At 49.3% G+C, this 21,968-nt stretch carries 22 protein-coding genes; 16 read left to right on the top strand and 6 right to left on the bottom strand.

From position 1 onward, the window contains the following. From DEF47_RS10320 to DEF47_RS10310, 3 genes are read left to right on the top strand one after another with little or no spacing between them, the layout of a single operon-like run. On the top strand, nucleotides 1-1,071 hold the full coding sequence (locus DEF47_RS10320; protein WP_012188812.1) for a HAMP domain-containing protein: 1,071 nt from the start codon (nucleotides 1-3) through the stop codon (nucleotides 1,069-1,071). Nucleotides 1,072-1,092: 21 nt separating this feature from the next. Continuing rightward, nucleotides 1,093-1,947 carry an alpha/beta fold hydrolase gene (locus DEF47_RS10315; protein ID WP_012188813.1) on the top strand — a complete coding sequence of 285 codons (855 nt, stop codon included), beginning with the start codon at nucleotides 1,093-1,095 and terminating at the stop codon, nucleotides 1,945-1,947. A gap of 15 nt (nucleotides 1,948-1,962) precedes the next feature. Beyond that, entirely contained in the window at nucleotides 1,963-2,412 is a 450-nt protein-coding gene (locus DEF47_RS10310) for a hypothetical protein (protein WP_012188814.1), read from the top strand. A gap of 7 nt (nucleotides 2,413-2,419) precedes the next feature. On the opposite strand, the gene DEF47_RS10305 is transcribed toward DEF47_RS10310, so the two are convergent. Further along, nucleotides 2,420-3,475, bottom strand: coding sequence for a hypothetical protein (locus DEF47_RS10305; protein WP_012188815.1), 1,056 nt, complete (start codon nucleotides 3,473-3,475; stop codon nucleotides 2,420-2,422). A gap of 651 nt (nucleotides 3,476-4,126) precedes the next feature. Between DEF47_RS10305 and DEF47_RS10300 the strand changes: the two genes are divergently transcribed. The 9 genes from DEF47_RS10300 (at nucleotide 4,127) to DEF47_RS10260 (ending at nucleotide 14,249) form a co-directional block, all read left to right on the top strand. Further along, complete coding sequence (locus DEF47_RS10300; protein ID WP_012188816.1) at nucleotides 4,127-4,354, top strand: DNA-directed RNA polymerase subunit alpha C-terminal domain-containing protein; 228 nt, start codon at nucleotides 4,127-4,129, stop codon at nucleotides 4,352-4,354. A 37-nt stretch (nucleotides 4,355-4,391) separates the two neighbouring features. Continuing rightward, entirely contained in the window at nucleotides 4,392-4,805 is a 414-nt protein-coding gene (locus DEF47_RS10295) for a VOC family protein (RefSeq protein ID WP_012188817.1), read from the top strand. A gap of 108 nt (nucleotides 4,806-4,913) precedes the next feature. Next, nucleotides 4,914-5,378 carry a hypothetical protein gene (locus tag DEF47_RS10290; protein ID WP_012188818.1) on the top strand — a complete coding sequence of 155 codons (465 nt, stop codon included), beginning with the start codon at nucleotides 4,914-4,916 and terminating at the stop codon, nucleotides 5,376-5,378. 39 nt (nucleotides 5,379-5,417) lie between these two features. After that, complete coding sequence (locus tag DEF47_RS10285; RefSeq protein ID WP_012188819.1) at nucleotides 5,418-7,391, top strand: amylo-alpha-1,6-glucosidase; 1,974 nt, start codon at nucleotides 5,418-5,420, stop codon at nucleotides 7,389-7,391. A 423-nt stretch (nucleotides 7,392-7,814) separates the two neighbouring features. Continuing rightward, entirely contained in the window at nucleotides 7,815-8,966 is a 1,152-nt protein-coding gene (locus tag DEF47_RS10280) for a hypothetical protein (protein ID WP_012188820.1), read from the top strand. 38 nt (nucleotides 8,967-9,004) lie between these two features. Continuing rightward, nucleotides 9,005-10,633, top strand: a complete 1,629-nt coding sequence (locus DEF47_RS10275) for an ATP-binding response regulator (protein WP_012188821.1) — start codon at nucleotides 9,005-9,007, stop codon at nucleotides 10,631-10,633. A gap of 20 nt (nucleotides 10,634-10,653) precedes the next feature. After that, complete coding sequence (locus DEF47_RS10270; protein WP_012188822.1) at nucleotides 10,654-11,886, top strand: response regulator; 1,233 nt, start codon at nucleotides 10,654-10,656, stop codon at nucleotides 11,884-11,886. Between the two features lie 199 nt (nucleotides 11,887-12,085). Next, the gene (locus tag DEF47_RS10265) at nucleotides 12,086-13,249 is read left to right on the top strand and encodes an FIST signal transduction protein (protein ID WP_012188823.1); all 1,164 of its coding nucleotides are present in this window, start codon (nucleotides 12,086-12,088) and stop codon (nucleotides 13,247-13,249) included. Nucleotides 13,250-13,271: 22 nt separating this feature from the next. Next, complete coding sequence (locus tag DEF47_RS10260) at nucleotides 13,272-14,249, top strand: STAS domain-containing protein (protein WP_012188824.1); 978 nt, start codon at nucleotides 13,272-13,274, stop codon at nucleotides 14,247-14,249. Nucleotides 14,250-14,313: 64 nt separating this feature from the next. On the opposite strand, the gene DEF47_RS10255 is transcribed toward DEF47_RS10260, so the two are convergent. Continuing rightward, nucleotides 14,314-14,730, bottom strand: a complete 417-nt coding sequence (locus tag DEF47_RS10255; RefSeq protein ID WP_012188825.1) for a response regulator — start codon at nucleotides 14,728-14,730, stop codon at nucleotides 14,314-14,316. A 241-nt stretch (nucleotides 14,731-14,971) separates the two neighbouring features. Between DEF47_RS10255 and DEF47_RS10250 the strand changes: the two genes are divergently transcribed. The 3 genes from DEF47_RS10250 to DEF47_RS10240 all read left to right on the top strand — a co-directional run bounded on the left by DEF47_RS10250 (nucleotide 14,972) and on the right by DEF47_RS10240 (nucleotide 16,278). Beyond that, entirely contained in the window at nucleotides 14,972-15,391 is a 420-nt protein-coding gene (locus DEF47_RS10250) for a hypothetical protein (protein WP_012188826.1), read from the top strand. A gap of 65 nt (nucleotides 15,392-15,456) precedes the next feature. Continuing rightward, entirely contained in the window at nucleotides 15,457-15,726 is a 270-nt protein-coding gene (locus DEF47_RS10245; RefSeq protein ID WP_287045119.1) for a hypothetical protein, read from the top strand. A 66-nt stretch (nucleotides 15,727-15,792) separates the two neighbouring features. Then, entirely contained in the window at nucleotides 15,793-16,278 is a 486-nt protein-coding gene (locus DEF47_RS10240) for a hypothetical protein (RefSeq protein ID WP_012188828.1), read from the top strand. 74 nt (nucleotides 16,279-16,352) lie between these two features. Here DEF47_RS10240 and DEF47_RS10235 read toward each other — a convergent pair whose 3' ends face one another. From DEF47_RS10235 to DEF47_RS10220, 4 genes are all read right to left on the bottom strand, one after another. Then, nucleotides 16,353-17,663, bottom strand: coding sequence for a WXG100 family type VII secretion target (locus DEF47_RS10235; protein ID WP_012188829.1), 1,311 nt, complete (start codon nucleotides 17,661-17,663; stop codon nucleotides 16,353-16,355). Nucleotides 17,664-17,839: 176 nt separating this feature from the next. Next, nucleotides 17,840-18,505 carry a DNA-3-methyladenine glycosylase gene (locus DEF47_RS10230; RefSeq protein ID WP_012188830.1) on the bottom strand — a complete coding sequence of 222 codons (666 nt, stop codon included), beginning with the start codon at nucleotides 18,503-18,505 and terminating at the stop codon, nucleotides 17,840-17,842. Nucleotides 18,506-18,554: 49 nt separating this feature from the next. Further along, a complete protein-coding gene (locus DEF47_RS10225) occupies nucleotides 18,555-18,935 on the bottom strand; it encodes a hypothetical protein (protein ID WP_012188831.1) in 381 nt (126 codons plus the stop codon). 13 nt (nucleotides 18,936-18,948) lie between these two features. Further along, entirely contained in the window at nucleotides 18,949-19,860 is a 912-nt protein-coding gene (locus tag DEF47_RS10220) for a sigma-70 family RNA polymerase sigma factor (RefSeq protein ID WP_012188832.1), read from the bottom strand. Between the two features lie 221 nt (nucleotides 19,861-20,081). Between DEF47_RS10220 and DEF47_RS10215 the strand changes: the two genes are divergently transcribed. After that, nucleotides 20,082-21,764, top strand: coding sequence for an alpha-amylase family glycosyl hydrolase (locus DEF47_RS10215; protein WP_012188833.1), 1,683 nt, complete (start codon nucleotides 20,082-20,084; stop codon nucleotides 21,762-21,764). Nucleotides 21,765-21,968: the final 204 nt, after the last annotated feature.

The raw sequence follows: 21,968 nt of genomic DNA, 5'->3' as shown, positions 1-21,968 counted from the left end.
ATGACAGCCGTAGCACCCAAAAGCCGTTTTTTAAGCCTGCGTTGGCGTTTGTTGGCCATTTTTACCCTGCTGTTTTTCATTGTTTTGACTGGGGTGTTTGTCTGGTTTTTGAATTATGCCACCGATAATGCCCAAGCTGACCTCGAAGCCGATCTGATGGCGATTGCCAAAACGGCTGCCGCTGGAATCGATGGCGATGAACATAGCGCCTTGTATAGCCAAGGCCAAATTGATGACCCAACCTATCTCAAAATCAATGCCTACTTGCGTGAGGTCAAAACCACCAATCCCAAGGCTTCGGGCATTTATACCTTTGTCCAACTGCCCAATGAGCCAGATCAAGCGCGTTTTGTGGTGAGTGCGGCGATTCCGCCAGGCCAGTCGGAAACTGCCCGCGAGAAAGAATTACTGACCGAATCGACCTATGGCTGTACGATTAACCGCACTACCCGCCCTTTGATGAACGCTAATTTTACATCAGCTGGTGGCTTTTCGGCAGCTATGGCGCGTGGTTTGCGTGAACCAAGCATCGATCCCAAGCCCTCGGTTGATCAATGGGGTGAGTGGATTGCTGGGGCTGCGCCAATTTACAATGCCAAAGGCGAAACGGTTGGCGCAGTTGGGGTTGATATGTGCGTGGCCGAAGTTACCGCTGTGCGCAATCGGATTAGCCAAACCTTGATTCCAGGCTTTTTGATTGTGACGGTGCTCTTGGCGATTGCAATTTATCTGATTGCCCATCGTCTAACCAAGCCAATTATTGGCTTGACCGCTGTTGCCAAGCAAATTAGTAATGGCGACTATAGCTCAGAAGTGCCCGAAAGCACCAGCCGTTTGCGTGATGAAGTTGCCACCCTCGCCAGCGTTTTTGCTATGATGGTCGATAAAGTCCGTGAACGTGAACATAAATTGCGCCAGCAAGTGGCTGAATTGCAAATTATCGTTGATGAAGGCAAACGCAAACAGCAAGTCGATGAAATTGTTGATAGCGAATTCTTTCGTAATTTGCAAGAAAAAGCCCGTGAAGCCCGTCAACGCCGTGATCGCCGCCCGCCTGACCAAACCAGCTAACCACCAGCGGAGGCTCCAGCTATGCCAATCTATACCGTCAACGATCAATCGATTCATGTGTGGGAAGAGGGTGCAAGCGATAAACAAGTAGCCTTGTTAATTCATGGCTGGTCAAGCTCATGGTTTGCCATGTCGCCGTTGTTTCCCATTTTGTCGCGCTATCGCTGTTTGGCGGTCGATTTGCCAGGCTACGGCCAATCGCCTAAGGGTGATGATCCGGTCAGCATTGTGGCCTATACCGATCTGTTGGCCGACCTTTTGCGCCAAGTCACCGATCAACCGGCAGTGTTGATTGGCCATTCGATGGGTGGCATGATTAGCTTGACCATGAGTTTGCGTCACCCTGAGCTAATCGAGCGCATGGTCTTAATTTGCCCAACGATCAGCGGGCGTTTATCGATGTTTATCAATATGTTTCTTGGGCCGTTGGTAGTGTTGGAGCGCGTGCCTTTTGCCGATCGAGTAACTTCGCTGATTGAAACGCGTATCTGGCGAATTACCGACCGCGTGATGAAACCAGCCTCGTATGCCGAGCGCAGCGCCATTAGTAGCGAAGCCCATGAACGTATCAAGGCCGATGTGCGGCGGCCAGGTCAAGGCCAAATTCGCGCTGAATGCTACCGTGCCATGCGCGAAAACGATTTGCGTGGGCAATTGCAAAAAATTAGCCATCCTTCGCTCTATTTATGGGGCATGGAAGATAACACAGTGCCCTTGCGCGATGCCAGCAGCGTCGTCGCCGAATTGCCCGATGCCGATTTGCGGATTATTCCCAACGCTGGGCATTGGCCCCATTTTGAAGCCCTCGTTACCACTCAACGCTATGTTCGGGCATTTCTTAGCACCCCGATTAAGTTGCTCAAGGCACAATTTTAGCTGTGGAGTTGGTTTATGGATAGTTCAGCCGAACCAAGTGGCGGCCTTAGTTCCTTAGATTTTGAGCATTTATCGTTGGCCGAGCGCACCGTGATTCGGGCGATTTTGCGCCAGCGCGAGGTTGATGAAGCCAAATTAATTGAGGCACTAGCTGATTTACCCGATGCGGAGCAATTGAGCGTTGCCGAAATGGAGCAGGCGATCGCCCAGTTGCTTGAACAGCAGCATGTCTTGATTCTTGAGGGCGAGCCACGCCGCTATAAAGTCAATTTACGCCCCAAACATACCAGCAGCCTGCGTCGCCCAATTTGGGATGCCCTGCAAAGCACTCCCGGCGATGAGCAGCAACAAGCCCGCAGCGAGCGTCGCCGCCGCATCCCAAATGTGTGGGATGCCCTCGATGAACATAAGCCGCGCCGCGATCTGCCCAATTTTAGCGATCAGAGCAACGATGAGCAAGCCTAAGCGGGTGTTAATTTGGTAGGGCAGAGTAACCTGTATAAACAATTGACCATACGCCTCGCTCTAATTTAATCGGCTGCGGAGCCTTCTCTGGATTGTGCATATGTTTATCAAGTGAGCTGAGAAAGTAAATGACCTCACGACCATTATAGATTGGAGTTCCAAAAAAGATTTTTTGATGATTAATATTGAGAAATATGATCCAAAATACGCATATACTTATTGTAATCTTGACGATAACCGTGTGATTTGAATGATTTTGGGTTGTAAATGACGATTTCATTAAGCGAAAGTAAAATAACTCTAAGATTAATATAATAAATAACATATGTTGGATATAGAAATAGCGATTTGATGACCATGGTTCAAGCATAATTAGTTCTTTTTGGGAAATTAAATTACGCGTAATAGTTGGGATAATTGTTAATCCAATAATAAGAAATCCGATTACTATAAATTGTTCTACTATAGGTTTAGGAAGATAGCCTCGCCAGCGATAGATTAATCCTGTTAAAGTTAGACCAATGATTATCCCAATTGATATAGGAATATAAGGATAATGCTTAACTAAATCAATTCGTAAAATATTTCCAAAAAACCCCTCAAAAAATACTCTTTCGAATAATAATTGAAGGCTGAAAATAAAACTTTTAGGCGATAAATTCATTTGCGATTTAATTGGATGAACACTTGTAATGATATATGATAGAACGCCAAGTAGTAATATGCCATTATATATTTTATCAAGTAGCTTTGGACGAGTAAATAGAAAATAAGCACAGAATGGTATAATTATGAAGGACATACCATGGGATGCGATCATCAATAATGATATGATTGTTTGAAAAATTGTGACTAATTTTGACGAACTTACAGGAACACTAATAAGTAAAATTAGGATAAAGAGGCTATTCCATATTGAATAAACAGTATTCGTTTGCAAAATATAATCACCAAATGGTACTAATGTGATAGTTAAGCATATTAAATAGCGAATATTATCATTATCTATGAAATAGCGAAAACGACGTAAAGCAAAAATGCTATAGGCAGCAATGCTATTCAAGAAACAAAAAATTATCATTATATATGGGGATAAAGGTAGAAATGGTGCAAAAAGTGATAGATAAATAATTGAATTGGGGATAATCGATCGATATCCTGAGTATGTAAACCCAATTTGCTTAATATTGTGATTATTAAGCATACGACTAAAGAAATAGCTGTCTTCTACAACTAATCCTGGATAAAGCAAGGCATTTTTGTTGCGAATAAATATAATTGTTGTAATTGCTATTAATAGATAAAAAACTTAATGTTAAGAGAATATACCTTCATAACTCACTCTCTCATGCGTAAATACCACAATTAATACCGCTAAATCATTAAATACATAGACTTATTAGTTTATATTTCTATCCATTGGATGATTTAGAACAGGTGTTATGATTGTTGTATGTGCTGACTCTCAGGGTTCCATCAATGCTCTCTATTGATGGGGTGTATCTTAGCAATAGATAGATTATTCGTCAATGTGGAAGAAGCTGTTCGCATTGATTATTTAACCCTGAGAGCATTTAACCACGGTTTAATTTGCGTGCCAAATTGCTAAATTCAAAAACTTGTATTTATAAAATTACTACTTGACTTTTTGAAGTATAACAGCTATACTGCTTAGTATTAGAACATTTGTTTTACTGACAAAGGCACTTGACTGATGAACGCAGCTGAACAATCAACTGAGGATTTTCCTCCCAAACTAAGCCAACCAGCACTGCGAGCCTTGCACAATGCTGGCTATCACAGTTTGGGGCAATTGACCCAAGTCAGCGCCCGCGAGCTTGGCAAACTGCATGGTATGGGGCCAAAGGGCATTCGTCAGTTGCGCGAAGCGTTGGCAGCCAAGGGTTTAGCTTTTGCCGATGAAACAGCATCAACGGATTGAGTACAGTGAATTGTGTTTGTAGGTAAGGAGTTGCTACGTGAATACTCAAGTTTTTATTAATCTGGCAGTGCAAGATCTCCCCAAATCAATTGAATTTTTCAAAGCCTTGGGCTATCAACAAAATCTGCAATTTAGCGATGAAACTGCTGCCAGCATTGTGATTAGCGATACAATTTATGTGATGTTGCTGACCCATCCCAAATTCAAAGAATTTATTCCTAAAGCTGCGGCGATTAGCGATGCCCGTAGTGCAACTGAGGTGCTGGTTTCATTAACGATGGAAAGCCGCGAGGCTGTTGACCACATGTTTGATAAAGCACTGTCGCTTGGTGCTACCAGTTTTGCTGAGCCAATTGAAATGGGTGCTATGTATAGTCGCAGCATTCAAGACTTCGATGGCCATATTTGGGAATTCTTTTATATGGATATGAACGCTGCTCCACCCCAATAAGTGCGATTAAGCGGTTTGATTTTTCACAGCACCATGAATTCATGGTGCTGTTTGGATTTTTTAGGTTTTGGTTTAAACTGAGCCCAACATTCAGCGATCGGTGGGTTTATGCGCCAAATCTGGGTTGATGGAACCGTTATTCGTGGCCATGGTGTGGCTTCAGGGCAATCGAATGCATCGCCCTATCCTGCGGGCACAATCGCCATGCAACAGCCCTATTTTGCAGCATTAGGCTTGGATTTAACCGGCTTGCATTTGGCAACGATTAATTTCGATATTCAGCCTGCGCAGTGGCGTTTGCTCCAAGCCGATTATCACTTTCCAGCAGTATGTTGGACTGAATTGCACCCGCCTGAGGATTTTTCGTTTATCAGTTGTCAATTGTTGTGGCAAGATCAAGCCTATGCTGGCTATATTTACTATCCCCATCCTGCGACCAAAATTCAGCATTTTCAATCGCCGAGCATGGTGGAATTATTGCTACCATGGATTTCGACGATCAGCTATGGCGCACAAGCTCGTTTGAGCTATCGGCCTGAGCAAATTCAAATTCAAGCGGCGGCTCTGCTATAATCGCAGGCATAGCCGACCATTTTAGCAGGACATAACACTATGTTTGGACGTGAAATTCTTGGGCATCCCGCTGCTGCATTACGCCGCGAATGGATTGTAACCAATGGGGCTGGGGCATATGCAATGGGTTCGCTCTTGGCCAATGCTCCAATTCGCAAATATCATGGCTTGTTGATTGCTGCCTTAGAGCCGCCGCTTGGTCGTACCTTGTTGGTTGGTGGCTTGCAAGCCAGCGCTGAATATGGCTCAGAAACCTATGAGCTGAGTAGCTTTGAATATAGCGATGGCCGTTTAAGTGCGGGCCATTGCAACCTTGAAACATGGCAATTGGATGGCGCGATTCCAACTGCGCGGTATGCCTTGGCCGAGGCAGTGCTCAGCCAACGGATTTGGATGGAAGATGGAGCTAATACCACCTATCTGCTGCTGACTCATGAGCGTGGCAACGACCCGATTAAGCTTGAATTACGCCCCTTATTGAGCGAGCGCGATCATCACGATACAACCGTTGAAACCGATTGGCAGCCCAATTTTGCCGCCTTGACCAATGGCGTATTGATGACCACGCCTGCTGGTACGCAGTTGCGTATGCTCAGCGACCACGCGACATGGCAAACCGAGTCAGCAACATGGGTTGAAGATATTTATTATCGTGAAGAATTAGAGCGTGGCTACCCTGATACCGCACGATTGTTACAAGCAGGCCGATTTAGCGCAAGCTTACAGCCTGGTCAAAGCCTGACCTTGGTATTTTCAACTGAAACTGAACCAAGCACTGATGGCTTAGCAGCGCTGGCGCGTGAACAAGCACGCCAAGCCCAATTGCTCGAGCAGGCTCGGCTTTTGCACAAAGCTCCCGATTTTATCAAGCAACTGGTGTATGCCGCCGATCAATTTATGGTGCGGCGGGCGGTACAATTGCCCGATGGCAGCACATGGCAAGGCTGGAGCGTGATTGCTGGCTATCCATGGTTTAGCGATTGGGGCCGCGACACCATGATTTCCTTGCCTGGTTTGTTGATGGCAACTGGGCGGGCTACGTTGGCGGCTGATGTGTTGCGCACATGGAGCCATTTTTTAAGCCAAGGCATGTTGCCCAACCGCTTCCCTGATGTTGGCGCTGAGCCAGAATACAACACTGTCGATGCGACCCTATGGTTTTTTCAAGCGCTGCGCACGGTTTATCAAGCAACTGGCGATATTCAATTGGTTGCCGATTTATACCCAAAATTGGTCGAAATTATTGATTGGCATGAACGTGGTACCCGCTACTCAATCAAAGTTGCCGATGATTATCTCTTGACTGCTGGCGAACCCCATATTCAATTAACCTGGATGGATGCCAAGTTTGAGGATTGGGTGGTCACACCCCGCGAGGGCAAAGCGGTTGAAATTAATGCCTTGTGGTATAGTGCCCTACGAACTTTGGGCGAATTTGCCACTTTATTGGGCAATGATCAGGATGTTGAGCGCTTTCGCTGTGCTGCTGAACGAGTGGCGACTGCTTATCGCCGCTTTTGGTCGGCTGAGCATGGCTACCTCTACGACGTAATCGACGGCCCGCACGGCGATGATCCGGTGTTGCGACCCAACCAACTATTTGCAGTTTCGGTGGCACACTCGCCGCTTGATGATGCCACCGCCAAAGCTGTGGTTGATAGCTGCGCCCGCCATCTCTTAACCTCATATGGTTTGCGCTCGTTAGCCCCCCACGACCCACAATACCTTGGTCGCTATGGTGGCGATTTGAAAACCCGCGATGCCTCGTATCATCAAGGCATCACGTGGGGCTGGTTGATTGGGCCATTTATCAGTGCGATCAGCAAAGTCTATGGGGTTGAGCAGGCGCGTAGTTATCTGCAACCATTCGCCGATCACCTGCGCGATGCTGGAATTGGCTCGGTGAGCGAAATTTTCGATGGCGATGCGCCGATCACCCCGCGCGGCTGCCCATGGCAAGCTTGGAGCGTGGCAGAATTACTGCGTTGTAGCGTCGAACTGAATAATCGCTAAACTGCGTCTTTAGGTTGGTAGGTTTTAAGTAATCTTCGATCCCTCACCCCCAACCCCTCTCCCACTGCGGCGGGCGAGGGGCGTTCCACCGTTCATGATGAATGGGTTCTCCCTCGCTTCGTGTGCGGGAGAGGGGGTTAGGGGGTGAGGGAATGCCAATCGACGGCATATCCCACCCAACGATGCTTAATGTAAGGGGCTTTAATCCCCCTGCACCCCCTAAATTTTGATTTAGTGATCGCTAGCATACCTACAGTTCAACCCGCTATGAATGAACTACCCAAATGAAAGCCCCTCGCCCGCAGCGTGGGCGAGGGAATGCACTGAATTAGGCTCTGCCAAGCACCAAAAAACCACTATGTCGAGAGGGCCGGGCTATGCTATAATGCAGCCTGTTGCCACTGCCTGTAGGAGACCCAACCAATGACGCACTACTACCCTGATGGTGCTGCCCCGGTCGTCATGCATACGGTTGCACGCATCGAACGCCAACTACCAGTTGAAGGAGAAGTGCTGGTGCGCGTTGGTAGTCGGGTGGAGCCAGATGATATCGTGTTGCGGGCGCAATACCCACTTGATCCCCAAATTATTAATATTGCCCGTGATCTGGGAGTTTTGCCAACCCAAGTTTATTCGAAAATGAAAAAAGAAGAGGGCAATAAAGTCGCCAAGGGCGAAGTTTTGGCGCGGGCGGGGTTAATTGCTGGCTCGACGGTGGTGGCTCCAGTTGCTGGTACAATAACAACAATCGATCGTAGCACGGGCTATGTGACATTAACACCCAATGCGTTGCCAATCGAACTTAAAGCGCAAGTTCGTGGGATCGTGATGGAAGTGCCAGATTCGCGCACAGTCATTATTGAAACGCCTGCATCATATGTTCAGGGCATTTTTGGCCTTGGTGGCGAGCGGTTTGGCGTGCTGCGCTTGCTGGTGACTGATCCCAAGGAACAAGTTGATATTAGCTCGATCGATGCTCGTTCAGCCTACGCGATTTTGATTGGCGGAGCCAGCATCACCGCAGCGGCGCTCCGGCGAGCGATTGATGAACAAGTGCGCGGTGTGATCGTCGGCGGAATCGAAGAACATGAACTGCGCGATTTCCTTGGCGATGATGGCTTTGATGCTTGGCGCACAGGCTATAATACATGGCGCTTGCCAGCCCCGCCCTACAACCGTGATCCTGGTTTGACTCTGATGATCACCGAAGGCTTTGGGGTGCAGCCCATGAACGAAGCGCTATTCAAAGTTTTAGCTTCGTATGATCAACAAGAAGCCTTGATCGAAGGCGTTACCCAACTTCGTAGCCCTCAACGCCGCCCTCGGGTGGTGATTCCACTCTCACGGGTACGCAACATCGAGCAAGCTGCTGTGGTAAAAGCCAGCTTAGCAGTTGGTAGCCCAGCGCGAATTGTGGCCGGCCCACATCGTGGCACAGTTGGCACTGTGCGCAGTTTTCCGGCATTGCCACAACTCTTGCCCTCTGGTGTTCGTTCGCATGTCGTTGAAATAACCCTTAGTGATGGGAAGCAAACGCTGCTACCGGCAGCAGCTCTTGAACCCCTATCACCCTGATCCTACCAATCTAGGTTGATCGAGGAGTGTAGTTGGCCATGACCGAACGCCAACCCAACGAAGCCTCTGAGTATAGCCGCGCTCCGGCTATCCTTGTTGTTGATGATGATACGTCGATTTGCCGCTATTGCTCGAAAGCACTTCGCAATGTTGGCTATCAGGTTGTTGACACCACATCGGGTTTAGTCGCGCTTGATCATTTGCGCCATCAAGCGTTTGATTTGTTGTTGACTGATATTAAAATGCCTGAGATGAGTGGACTTGAGTTGGCTCGGCAGGCGCGGGCGTTGAATCCAGGCTTGGCGGTCATCATCATGACTGGCCAAACCACCTTGGAAACCTTGCGCGAGGCCGTTCAACAGGGCGTAACCAGTTATCTTAGCAAGCCTTTCGAAATTGAAGAAATGCGCTTGACAGTAGCTCAAGTGCTGCATCAACGGGCAATGGTGTTGCAAAAGGTCAAGCTTGAAGCGATTGTGCATCAACTTGAATTAAGCAGCGCCTTTAATCGCACATTGTCGCTCAGCGAATTGTGTGGCGAGATTGTACGGGTCACCAATAGCGAAATTGGCTGTCAATTTGGCTATTTTCTGTTGCAACAACCCGATGAATCGCCGCGTTTGTTGATGGGACAGGCGAGCCATCCTCAATTAAATGAGGCTGGCTGGCAGCTTTTGCAAGAAACCTATCAACAGCAACAGCCAATTCAAACCACGCTCAAGCTAGCCGAGGCTGACCACAACGTGATCACCTTTCCGCTGCGAGTTGGTGGAGCGATGATCGGCAGTGCCTTGTTTGATTATACTGAGGCCTTGCCCAGTGCTCAGATCGAAGGCATGATGCTGTTGCTCAATCAAGCGGCAGCAGCTCTGAATAATGCCCAACTCTTCACCCGTGTGCAAGAAGCCAATAGCCGCTTGCAAGAGCTTGATCGGCTAAAGAGTGAATTTATTTCGATTACGTCGCATGAGTTGCGCACGCCGCTGGCCGTGGTTTTAGGCTATGGCATCGTGATTCAAGAGCGTAGCGAGCCGCCAATTCGTACCTATCTTGATCGCTTGGTCGAGAGCGCTCAGCGCATGAAAGAAATTATCGACGATATGACCCATCTGCGGCGGTTGGATACCCGCCAAACCGAGCTGCAGCTGGAGCCAATTGTGCTCGATGAATTGCTCTACGAAGTGATCGATCAAATGCATGGGCTGGCCCAAAAGAAATCGCAAACACTTTCATTGGCAACCCCACCTGATGCCTTGTGCACCTTGTATGCCGATCGGGCCAAAATTGCCTTGGTGCTGATGAGTTTGCTTTCGAATGCCATGAAATTCACCCCTGCTGAGGGGATGATTACGGTACGGGCATGGTGTGAGACGGTTCAATCAGTGCCCTATGAACATGCCTATTTCAAAGGCACGCTGCAACCTGGCCCATGGGTCTTTGTCAGCGTCAGCGATTCAGGCATTGGCATTCCTGAGTCCCATCTGCAACGGATATTCGAGCGTTTTTACCAAGTAGCCCAATCACTCACCCGAGAGTATGGGGGTACTGGGGTAGGTTTAGCCCTTGTGCAAGGACTCGTTGCATTGCATAATGGTCATGTTTGGGTTCAAAGCGAAGAAGGTCGCGGCAGTACGTTTACGGTTGCACTGCCACAGCGGGGGCTTTAGCCTCACAGGTAGGAGTTTGTATGGGCTATAGGGTCTTTGTGGTAGCTGGTGATAATCCGGTGCTTCAATCGCTGAGTACGGCTGTCACAGGCGAAATTGAGCTTTCTATGTTGCAATCTTCCAACGAGGCGTTGTGGGAGTTGCAGCAAATTGCGCCCGATGTCTTGATTGCCGATTATGATTTGCCCGGGTTTAGCGGCCTGGATTTGGCTGATCTTGTGCCAAATTTTGCGCCCGACACGCGGGTGATTCTGGTGGCACGTTCGGCCAATCCTGAGGTTGCTGAACAAGCGGCGCAACGTGGAGTATTTCGCTTCATCGACCGTAATTTAACTGCGGTGTTAGTGCTTGATGCTTTAGATGAAGCCTTGCAAGCCGTCCCGCCACCGCGTCCGGTCGAGCCAGAGCCTGTTTATGAACCAGAACCTGAGCCAGAACCACAGCCTGAAGCTCCTGCTCGCTTTGCCCCGCCGCCAAGCGTTTCCAAAGCACCTGCGCCAGCGCGAATGGGTGGGCCACCGCCAGTTTCCAAAGCACCAACCCCTGTAGCACGTTCGACTGCGCCCGCCAGCGTGAGCAAAGCGCCGCCGCCAGTTAGCCCGCGGCCAACTGCGCCACCTCAGCGAACGCGCACCGCGCCGCCGCCAGTCAGCGCCCGCCCAACTCCGGTTTCACGTTCCGCGCCACCGCCGGTTAGTCCACGGCCTGCGACCCAACAACCAAACCGCCAAGCACCTGCGCCAGCGCGGCCAACCGCGCCCGCCCAACAAACCCCGCCACCTGCGCAACAAGCGCCACCACCTGCGCCAACCACGAATTTTGATGATTCGTTTGGCTCGAAACTGCGTAGTGGTGGTTCTTTGGTGCTCACTGCCGAAACTTTGGCTCCTTTGGTAGCAAAACTCAAGGATCTCGGCGTTCAGCTTGGGGCGCAATCAACGATTTTGACCGACCGTTGGGGCGTGCCCTTGGTTGAAGAAGGCCATACTTCGTTACCCTTGCCGCCATTTTTGCCTTTGTTGGCCACTAGTTTCTCAACAATGGTCGATTATACCCGTCAATTGCATAACGACCCAGGCAGCGGCCTGTATATGCACGAAGGCGATATTTACGATTTCTATATTTTTGACGTTGGCAGGCAATTTTTGCTGGTCATGGTCTTTGATAAAACCATCGCTGCCCCCAAACTTGGTACGGTCTGGCTCTATGCCAAACGAGCCGTGCGCGAATTAGCCGACGAGCTTGAGGGTTAATTGCCATTTTAACCAGGCTCGGTAGTCAATCTCAACAACTACCGAGCCTCGTTTTCAACCACTTTCACCCGCTAAGCCAGCCCATGTTAATCCTTCGGTTTATTGCCTATATTCTAGTTGCCATCGTATCCTAGGCCTAGCTAATCCGCACTTGCGACAAAGCAGTCACTGCATCTTTTGTGTTGTGAGGTATTCCACAATGACGACACACGCAGCTACCGGTGCATCGCAGATTGAGCACAGCTATGATGCTGGTTTCGCCGCCGCCCAGCAAGCCTGTACGCAGCTTGCCCCCCATTCGCCAACCTGTCTGATCGCCTTTACCACTGATGCCTATGATCAGGCCGCCGTTGTTCAAGGCATTCGTGCAGCAAGCCAACAAGCGCCATTAATCGGCTGTTGTGCTGGCGGCATTATTAGCAATGCCGGCACTTTTACCCATGGTGTGGTGCTACTCGCACTGGCTTCCGATGATCTCAAGCTGGATTTGAGCCTTGTCGCAGGGGTCAAAGCCGATCCGGGCAAGGTTGCCGATCAGTTGGCTGATCAATTAGAGGCTGTTTTAGATAACCCCACTAGTCAACAAGCTGCCTTGATCTTGGTCGATGGTTTGGCTGGCACCTTGACCGATTTTGTGCAGCATGCCACCGCTGCTTTTGGCCCGTTATGCCCGCTGGTTGGTGGCGGCGCTGGCGATAGCTTCCAATTCAAACAAACCTATCAATTTGTCAACGATCAGGTCATTAGCGATGGTGCGGCAGTCGGCCTATTGCAATCGCCAACTCCGATGGGCATTGGGGTACAACATGGCTGGGAGCCTGCTGCAAGAGGTTTGGTGGTTACACGCAGCGAAGGCACAATTATTTACGAGCTTGATGGACGGCCTGCCTTTGCAGTCTATCAAGAGCTTTTCCCCGATTTGACAGTGGAAAATTTCGGGCGCTTTGTGATCGATCATCCGATTGGCTTGCCCCAAATTAATGGCGAATTTTTGATTCGCGACCCGTTGCGCACCCATCCTGATGGCTCGATCGAATGCATTGCCAGCGTGCCCAAAAATGTGGTCGCGCATATTATGCATGGCTCGCATGAAACCTTGTTCAACGCTGCTCAACTGGCCACGAAACGGGCCTTGGCTGCGCTAAATGGGCCACCAGCAGCATTAATTATTTTCGATTGTGTTTCGCGTCTGGCAATGTTGGGCGATGCAGCCGCCACCGAAGTGCAACGCATTCGCGAAGTTGCTGGCTTGGATGTGCCAGTTGTCGGTATGTTTAGCTTTGGCGAAATTGCTGCTGCGGAAACAGGCGGAGCGCTGTTTCATAACAAAACCGTTGTTGTGTACGCTATTGGTCAGGCCTGACCATTGAACGGATGAACCTTGTATGCTCAATCGTGAAATCGAACTTGCCATCCTCTATGAAATTTCATCGCTGCCTTTAACGCTCACAACGATTGAGGCAACCTTGGATGTTGCGCTGGATAAAGTAACCAGGTTGTTTGCCTGCGAAGTTGCGGTCTGCTATGTGCTTGAATCACCATTAACCTTGGTGGCAAAGGCCTGTCGTGGGGTGCGGCTCAAGCGTGTTTTGCCAAGCATCGAGCTTGAGCAACCCCAGCAACTTGGCGATTATAGCCATGCTTGGCAGGCTGGCGAACCCTTGCCATGGCCCGCCGACCCCTTACAAAGCCAGTACCCGATGCAAGCAGCAATTGGCCTGCCAATTTGGAACGAAGGCACGTTGCTGGGTTGGATCTATGCTGGGCGTTTGAAGGGCCAAACATTCAGCACCGTCGAAGTCTCGTTATTTAATATTTTTGCCAACCGGATTGGCAGCGCCTTGGCGATTACGCTTGGGCGCTTGCGCGATCAGCAGCAACAGCGCGATTTAGCTCAAGCCAATGCCCAACTTGAGCAAACCCTAACCCGCTTGACCGATGTTTATCAGCAACAAGAACAACTATTGCAAACCATTCGCGAGCTTTCGGCTCCGTTATTGCAAATTGCCGATGCTGTGATGTTACTGCCCTTAATTGGTACAGTTGACGAAGAACGAGCCAGCCAAATCACCGCCAATGTGCTGATGACGATCAGCCAAAATCATGCGACAGTCTGTATTATTGACATTACGGGGATTGCCGCGCTGGATTATGTGGCAGCCAATAGTTTGTTGCAGTTGGCGCAATCGGCGCGTTTGCTGGGAACTCAAATTATCTTGTGTGGCATTTCGCCCGATGTCGCCCAAATTTTGGTCTCGTTGGGCATGAATTTGGCCTGCACCCGCACCACCAACGATTTACAACATGCCCTACGTTTAGCCTTCCAACTAGCTGGATCGCGTGATCATCACATGGTTGCTTAAATAATTAATGGGTGAACTCAACCCACTGAGCGCACCCATTTTGCGTCCCTCGGCCTACCGTTGCCTAATCTGGCTCCCAGACTGCCTCGCCATCCATTACCCGTTGTAATTGTTCTGGAAACCGATCATGGCGTAAAGGTTTACCAATAAACCCATCGAACCCCGAAGCGCGAACTTTAGCAACATCTTCAGCGGTATTATCAGCACTGACTGCAACCACGATGGCATTGCTTAATTTTGGATGAACCCGAATCTTTTCGAGAATGCTATATCCGTCATCACCAGGCAAATTTAAATCAAGTAAGACTAAATTAATTGGTGGAACGTCATTTTTTGCCATAAATGCGAAAAGTTGCTTGCCTGATGGTCGCACATTGCAATAACGCACGCGCGGGTCATCATTCAGCATTTCGGTAATAATCCACATGTTATCGGCGTTATCTTCGACAACCATAACAAACGCTTTTTGAATTGGGGGCATCGCTGCATCCTTTCTGTGGTACATGGAGCGCGATAATGGCGTAGCGATCTCACTCTATTGTATGCCACACTTGAAAAAAGTACAACTAGCTTGGTTACGACAGCCTTACGAATTCCATCAGACGCACTAGCGAAATTAAGCACAGCATAAAAATCATTAAGTAATTATTAAGTAATTTCAACCCAACTTGAACAACTTCTTGAACATGCGGCTTGAAGCATAACCAAATTAAGGAGATTGAATGCAGGTTGAATATGTACCAAGTTTGTTGCGCCAACGGGTATTGTATGATCCTCCGCGTGGGCCTGCCCGCTTCGAGGCCTACACCACGAGCATGCTCAATGCCCAACGTGATGGCATCGACTGGCCTTTTGTAGCACTTAACCCAATGGGCAAGCAGCATGTACCAGCCCATTATGAGGCACTGTTGGCGTTTGATGCTGAAGCTATTGCCCAACAAACCCTTGCCGAGATTCAGGCCGATTTTCCGCCGATGGATTTCGCGTTACGCATGACCTTGGTGGTCGTTGACGATCTTATGGGCGGTTGGACGCAGCAGCATTTTACCGATTGGGCTTATCGCTTTAATCTTATGCCCAATCCAAAAAATACATGGTTGCCCATCTATAGCTGGACAAGAGCATCCCTACTCCAGCCTTGATTGCACAATCAGTCCGTGCTGTGCTTTATCGTGCTGCCTATTGTTTGATCCACGGGGCCCGAAACTTGTCCGAAATGTTGCGGCAAGAAGGGGCAGTTACACGCTTTGCAGGCCAAGCTTTGCCCAACTACGACCCAGAAGAACTCAACTATATTCGCGAACTTATCGCAGAACATCACCAATCGACACATCAGCCAATCCAATTTGCGGCATTTTATGGCGATCAAATTGCTGCAATGGTTGGCTACCCTAGCCTTGGGTTGTCAGCGTATGCGGGGCTGGTAGTGGCGACCCTTGATGCACCAGCCAATCCAATCAGCTTACTAACCCCTTGACAGTACTGCTATGCTTGCGACTGTGGAAATTTTACCCTATCAATAGGGTCTGTGAGGAAACGCATTATGAAACTGGTTCGTCGTTTGGCATCAGGCTTGATGTTGTTGATGGTGATGGGTGTTTTGGCTGCTTGTGGTGGTTCAGCCGCCGAAGCCCCCGAAGTTCGGGCCGAAAAATTCTTCAGCGATTTTGCGGCTGCCTTCAATGATCCCAAGCTAAGCGAAGCTGCAACCCAAGAAAAATGGGCCGATACCCTTTCAAAATATTTCGTGCCTGAGCAACAAGCTGCCCAAAAAACCGAAATCTTAACTTCATTGCAACAATTGGGTTCGCTTGGCGCTGAATTAAACGTCAAGGTCGAAAACCTCAAAGTTGAAAAAGTTTCAGAAAGCGGCGATGATGCTGAAATCAAAATCGCCAGTGGTACGATGAGCATGTCGGTGCTGGGTCAAGAACAAAAAACCGATATGGCGACCGAAGGCTTTGGCTCATCGGGTAGCAGCACCTCAAAAATGAAAAAAGTTGATAATGTTTGGTATATCATTCCATAAGCAACCAGCTTAACCAAGCAAACGCCCCGCCGATCGTTTGATCGTGCGGGGCGTTTGTAAAAAAAGACCGGGATCTAGTGATTTGCCGACATGTTCAAGGCATCTTTGCGTTCGTTGACGAAGCGGTTTTTCAAGCCTTGAATAACCCCAGCATCGCTGGTATTTTTGAAATAGGCCAAGCGCCCATTATCGAGGGTTTTGCTACGTTCGGTGTAAATCGCATTGATAATTTGCGATTCGCTCATTTGGCTAAGATCTTTGCCACGGAGCGCATTGGTGATCACGCTTGCGCCTGGGCCATGTTGAACTGAGGTTGACCAAACAACATCGCGCATTGCTGGCGAATAGTTGTTTACATCAAAGCCAGCTGCCTTGAGCTTGTTGACTTGAGGCTGATAGTGGGTGTTTTCAATATACTGATGTTGGGCAGCAGCAAAGCCTTGTGGATCGCGAGCAGCAATTTGCTTCCACTTGGCGGTAAATTCAGCGCTCCCTGGTTTCAAGCCCTTAAATTCTTCAGCATATTGTGCACCAGCAGGGTTGCGTAAAAATTCAGCGACCCGTCCGCCATTAACAAAGACAATTTTGCCATCTTTTTTGATGGCAGTTTGGCTGGTCATTTGGTATGAGCCATATGAAGCGCCGCCAAGGTCGCCTTTGCCTGATGAAACCGTGCCTGGGCCACGGCCACCAGTTTCGTATTTTTCAGAGAGTTTACCAAGGCTTGCATTACCTGCAGCGGCTGCATTACCACCAGTTGGTTGGGCTGAGGCTGTTCCGCCACCACCACCACCGCCACCGCCGCCACCACTGGTAGCCTTGGGTTGTTGGCCAGTTGGTTGAGCTGAGGCTGCTCCGCCACCACCACCACCGCCGCCGCCACTTGCTTGAGCCGAGGCTGCACCGCCACCGCCACCACCGCCGCCGCCACTGCCACTGGCAGAAGCGCTGCTGGTGCCACCAGCCATTACGCCAACATTACTTGGGCTAGCACTGGCTGCCGCAGTATCGCCACCAGCACTTGAGGCTCCACCGCCACCAGCGCTTGAACTAGCGCTTTGGGTGCTGGCTGAGCCACCAGTTGGATCGCCTTTAAATAGATTGGCGGCCTCTTGCTCGGCTTCTTGTAAAACTTTCTTAATTTCTAAGGTTGTACTTTGGGCGGTTTGGAAAGCGTTGATCAGCCGTTGCACTGCAGGCAAAATATCAGCCTGCATTTCTTTTTGAAATGCAACCGCAGCATCACCCAACCATGTTGAGCGTAAGTCTTCAATAGTTTGTTTGAGCGTATTTTGCATTGCCGTAACACTCTCAGCATTTTTGCTAAGGCGCTGGGCAACTTGATCCATTACTTCAAAATCAGCTTGAACGATTGGTGCGGCCATGAATCCTCCAACACTAGCGTGCTAAAAGGGTGGTAATAGCCCTCGACGGTAGGCTATTGCCAAAATCTTAACCGTATCCTGCTCTGGGGAGTCATGGTAGTGTGTTGGTTGTTATACCACGAACAGCGTAATAATGACATAAAAGGTGGATTTGTGTCAAATGGCTTTTAAAATAGCTAGATAGCTTGTTTTTGGAACCAATCAGGCTGTGCTTGATATGCTTGCCCTTGATTTTGGCGACGTGTGCCACTCAATGCTTTTGAATCAGCCACGATTAAACGCCATGGGGCTGCCACAGTATGCGGATCGCTATTAATCCCAATTCGGGGAGTTTGCAAAATTGCTTGATCCGGTAAACTTGGGCCTTGCTCGAACCATAAGCCAGCTTGTTGGGAACTCAGATCAACGCCATCAAGGCTTTTATCAACCGCTAAGGCCCGACAAACCATGCCTGGCCCGCTGGCAATTCGCATGGGGTTAGCTGGATCTTTTTGGACAAGCTGGGCCATGGTTGCATTGCCGCTCAACGGCTCAATTGCCCGAATTAGTACGGCTGCGCCTTCGCCAAGGCCTTGAGTTACTACATTTAAACAATGATAGATGCCATAGATAATGTAGACGTAACTAATGCCACCAAGCGCAAACATTGATCGAGCACGAGGAGTATTGCGGCGATGGGCATGGCACGAAGGATCATCAGGGGTATAGGCTTCGGTTTCAACGATCCGCCCGCGTAATTCTTCGCCAGTTGCTAAGCGGCGCACAAGGCTACATCCTAAAAGCTCGCGGGCAACCACCAACGAATGCCGTTGATGAAATTCAGCGCTCAGAATTTTTGACATAAACGCTCACCTAATAAACAGCTCATTTGTGCGAATAGTATAACTGATTTTAGGCGATGGTACTGAGCCATGTCAACCCAGCAATGATTAAGAAGATGAGCCACGAGGGATGTTTGGCCCGCGAGCCAATCAGGGCAATGCCAAAGCAAACAATGAAGGTGATTGAACTGGTGCGTAGCAGCAAAATTTGGCTCGGATTGAGTTGGGATTGTTGGGCACAATCGAAAAAAAGCCAGGCCATGCCTAAGCCGAGTACGCTGGTGATATGCCATGTAAACCGCAAGGTTGGCAGCCGCGATTGCAGCAAGCGGTTGGGCGTAGTTTGGATTTGACGCGCTAATGGCCGCAAGATCAATTGTTCACCAAAAATGCTATGGGCTAACGCCATGAGCACCGTGAGTAATCCTGCGACCATCAAATAGCTATGCATCGTTCAAGCTCGGCTATTGCGATAACTGCGTGCGCAAGACTTGCAATGCACCCGCTTCGATTTGTTGAATCCGCTGGCGCGTGCGGCCCACCACTGCGCCAACTTCCGAGAGTGAACGGCTTTTACCATCTTTTAAGCCATAGCGCAGCGTCAACACTTCTTGCTCTTGCTCAGAAAGTTGGTTGAGCATGGCACGGGTATATTGAGCATCAATGCTGGTCAGCAGACATTCGAGTTCGTCTTCCCAATCTTCGTCGGGCAAGCTATCGCCGAGCAACATATCAGTTTCTTCATTTTTAGGGGTTGCCAGCGAGATTGGCACTTGGGCGATGCTCAGTAAATCGCAAATTTTTTCTTCAGGGACACCCAAGGCAGTGCTAATTTCGTTGGCGCTTGGTTCACGGCCTAGCGCTTGCAGTAATTTGGTTTCGATCCGCCGCACTTTAATCAACAGCTCCCAGCGATGGACTGGCAAGCGAATTAAGCGACCTTGATTGGCCAGCGAACGTGTGATCGCTTGGCGAATCCACCAGGTAGCATAGGTTGAGAAGCGCACGCCTTTGGTGGCATCAAAGCGCTCGATCGCATTCATCAGGCCAATGTTGCCCTCTTGAATTAAATCTTGGAAGGGCAGGCCAAAGCCACGATAGCGCTTGGCGATGCTGACGACCAAGCGTAAATTAGCCCGCACCAGTTGCTCGTGGGCTGGCTCTTTGAGTTTGGTTACACATTGCTCAAATAGGGCACAACTTGGGCAACGTTCAATTCGACAGGCTGGGGTTGGCTGAGCTTGACGCGCTACATGGACAATTTGGGTTAGCTTTTGCTCCTCTTCTGCTGCCAGGAGTGGAGTTTCAGCAATTTCATTAAGATAACGTTGCAGCCCATCATCAAGGGCTGGTTCGTTGCTGGCGTGCAACATCATTGGCTCACTCCTATAAATCGATGCTGTGACGGGCGTATAGCTAGTTTAATCACCTCAAAAGGGCTTGACATCAGGTCGTGACCTGATCTTTGGTGCCTAAATTGGGCTTAATTGGTTTGCCAAAGCCTCCATTTGTGGCATAGACTCTGCTATGTGGGGTTTGGAAATTATTAATCTAGAGTGGTAGCTAGTGATTTAGTTAGTCGATGAGGTTCACATATATGCAAAATGATGCCAATCCTGATGCTTCGCCAACGGTGGCTAGTTTGCCCGATGGGGTTTGGATGGGTGCACGCGATTTAGGCAATGGCGCGGTGGCGTTTGGCCTTTATGCACCATGGAAGCAGAGTGTTCATTTAATTGGCTCGTTTAACGATTGGAACCAAACCGCTGATCCATTAAATATTTCGGATCGCGGGATTTGGTGGATTATCAAAGAAGGTTTAGCAGCTGGCGAATATGCTTATCAATTTGTGATTGACGGCGAGACGATCATCGGCGACCCCTATGCCCGTGAATTGCGTTGGGCTGGTGGCGATCAGCCACAGGCGATTATTCATGTTGGCGAGCCAGCCTACGAGTGGCACGACGATGGTTTTGGCATTCGTCCGCTGAATGAATTGGTGATTTATGAATTGCATGTTGGCGATTTTAGCGAGGCTGGCACCTTCAAAGCCGTCACTGAACGAATTCCTTATCTTCAAGATTTAGGGGTGAATGCGCTTGAATTAATGCCGTTGTTTGAGTTTCCTGGCGATCGTTCGTGGGGCTATAATCCGGCCTATTTCTTTGCTCCCGAATCGACCTATGGCACGCCTGCCGATTTGCGCGAGTTGATCGATACGGCCCACCAACATGGCATTGGGGTGATTTTGGATGTAGTGTTTAATCATGTCGATCACTCTAGCCCGATTAACTATTTGTATCCCTACGATCAAAGCCCTTTCTTTAGCAGCGACGGCAACCCGTGGGGCTTCCCCGATTTGAACCATTGGAATGAAGCAGTCAAACAATTAATCAGCGATGTGCAAACCTATTGGCTCAGCGATATGCACATCGATGGCTTTCGCTACGATCACGCCGAGGGAATTGGCTTTGATGGCGAGAATGGGGTTTCGTTCTTGGGCTGGCAGGCTCGCCAAATCAAACCGCATGTCTATTTGATTGCCGAAAATCTCAAAGATTACACCACCATGGTTGATCAAACTGATATGGATTCGTCGTGGCATCGTTCGTTTCATTCGCAAATGTTTGCCAACTTGCGCGAAGGTGATTTCGAGGGCAATCAGTATGGCAATGTTGAGGCCACGCTGGGGATTATCGATTTTCGCAATGCTGGCTACAACGATAATGCCCAAGCGATCAATTATCTTGAATCGCACGATGAGCAGCGGATTGTTTACGAGGCCCAAACCAACGAAAATATCAGCCGCGAAACCGCTTATTTGAAATCGCGACTGGGCGCGATTGTGCTATTTACCGCTGCTGGTGTGCCCATGCTATATCATGGCCAAGAATTTGGCATGGATACCGAACGTACAATCGACAAAAATATGCTGAAATGGGAGTTATTGCAAACAGCTGAGGGCACTGATTTGCACGCCTTCTATCGTGGCATGATTCAATTACGTACCTCATCGAAGGCCTTGGTTGGCAATAATATCCGGCCTGTCGCCATGGATGCTGAGCGCAAATTGTTGGCCTACTATCGCTGGGCCGACGATGGCAGCGAACATGTGATTGTTGTGGTGAATTTTGGCATCACCCTGCAATACCTTGATGTGCATTTCCCGGTTGGTGGTTTATGGCACGAATGGGTCTATAACTACGATCGTGAAACCCCTGAAGGTATGGCCACAATCGAAGTGCCTGGCTCAGGTGGGAAGGTCTTTGTGTTGCGCTAAACAGGAGCACGCCCTCACCCCCTGACCCCCGCTCCCGCCCAGCGAGTGAGGGGGAACCGATGATCATGAAGGATGAATGCCCCTCGCCCGCCGCCGTGGGAGAGGGGTTGGGGTGAGGGAACGGAGATTGGTATGCCCTCACCCCCTAGTGTTACAAGGGTAGGTTTTTAATTATCATTGCGAATCACCACCCTTCCGTCCCGC

This window comes from Herpetosiphon sp., from assembly GCF_003512625.1.
GTDB classification, from domain to species: Bacteria; Chloroflexota; Chloroflexia; order Chloroflexales; family Herpetosiphonaceae; genus Herpetosiphon; species Herpetosiphon aurantiacus.
Note: the sequence above shows the minus strand (reverse complement) of the source record. Positions and strands in the feature narration are given on the sequence as shown.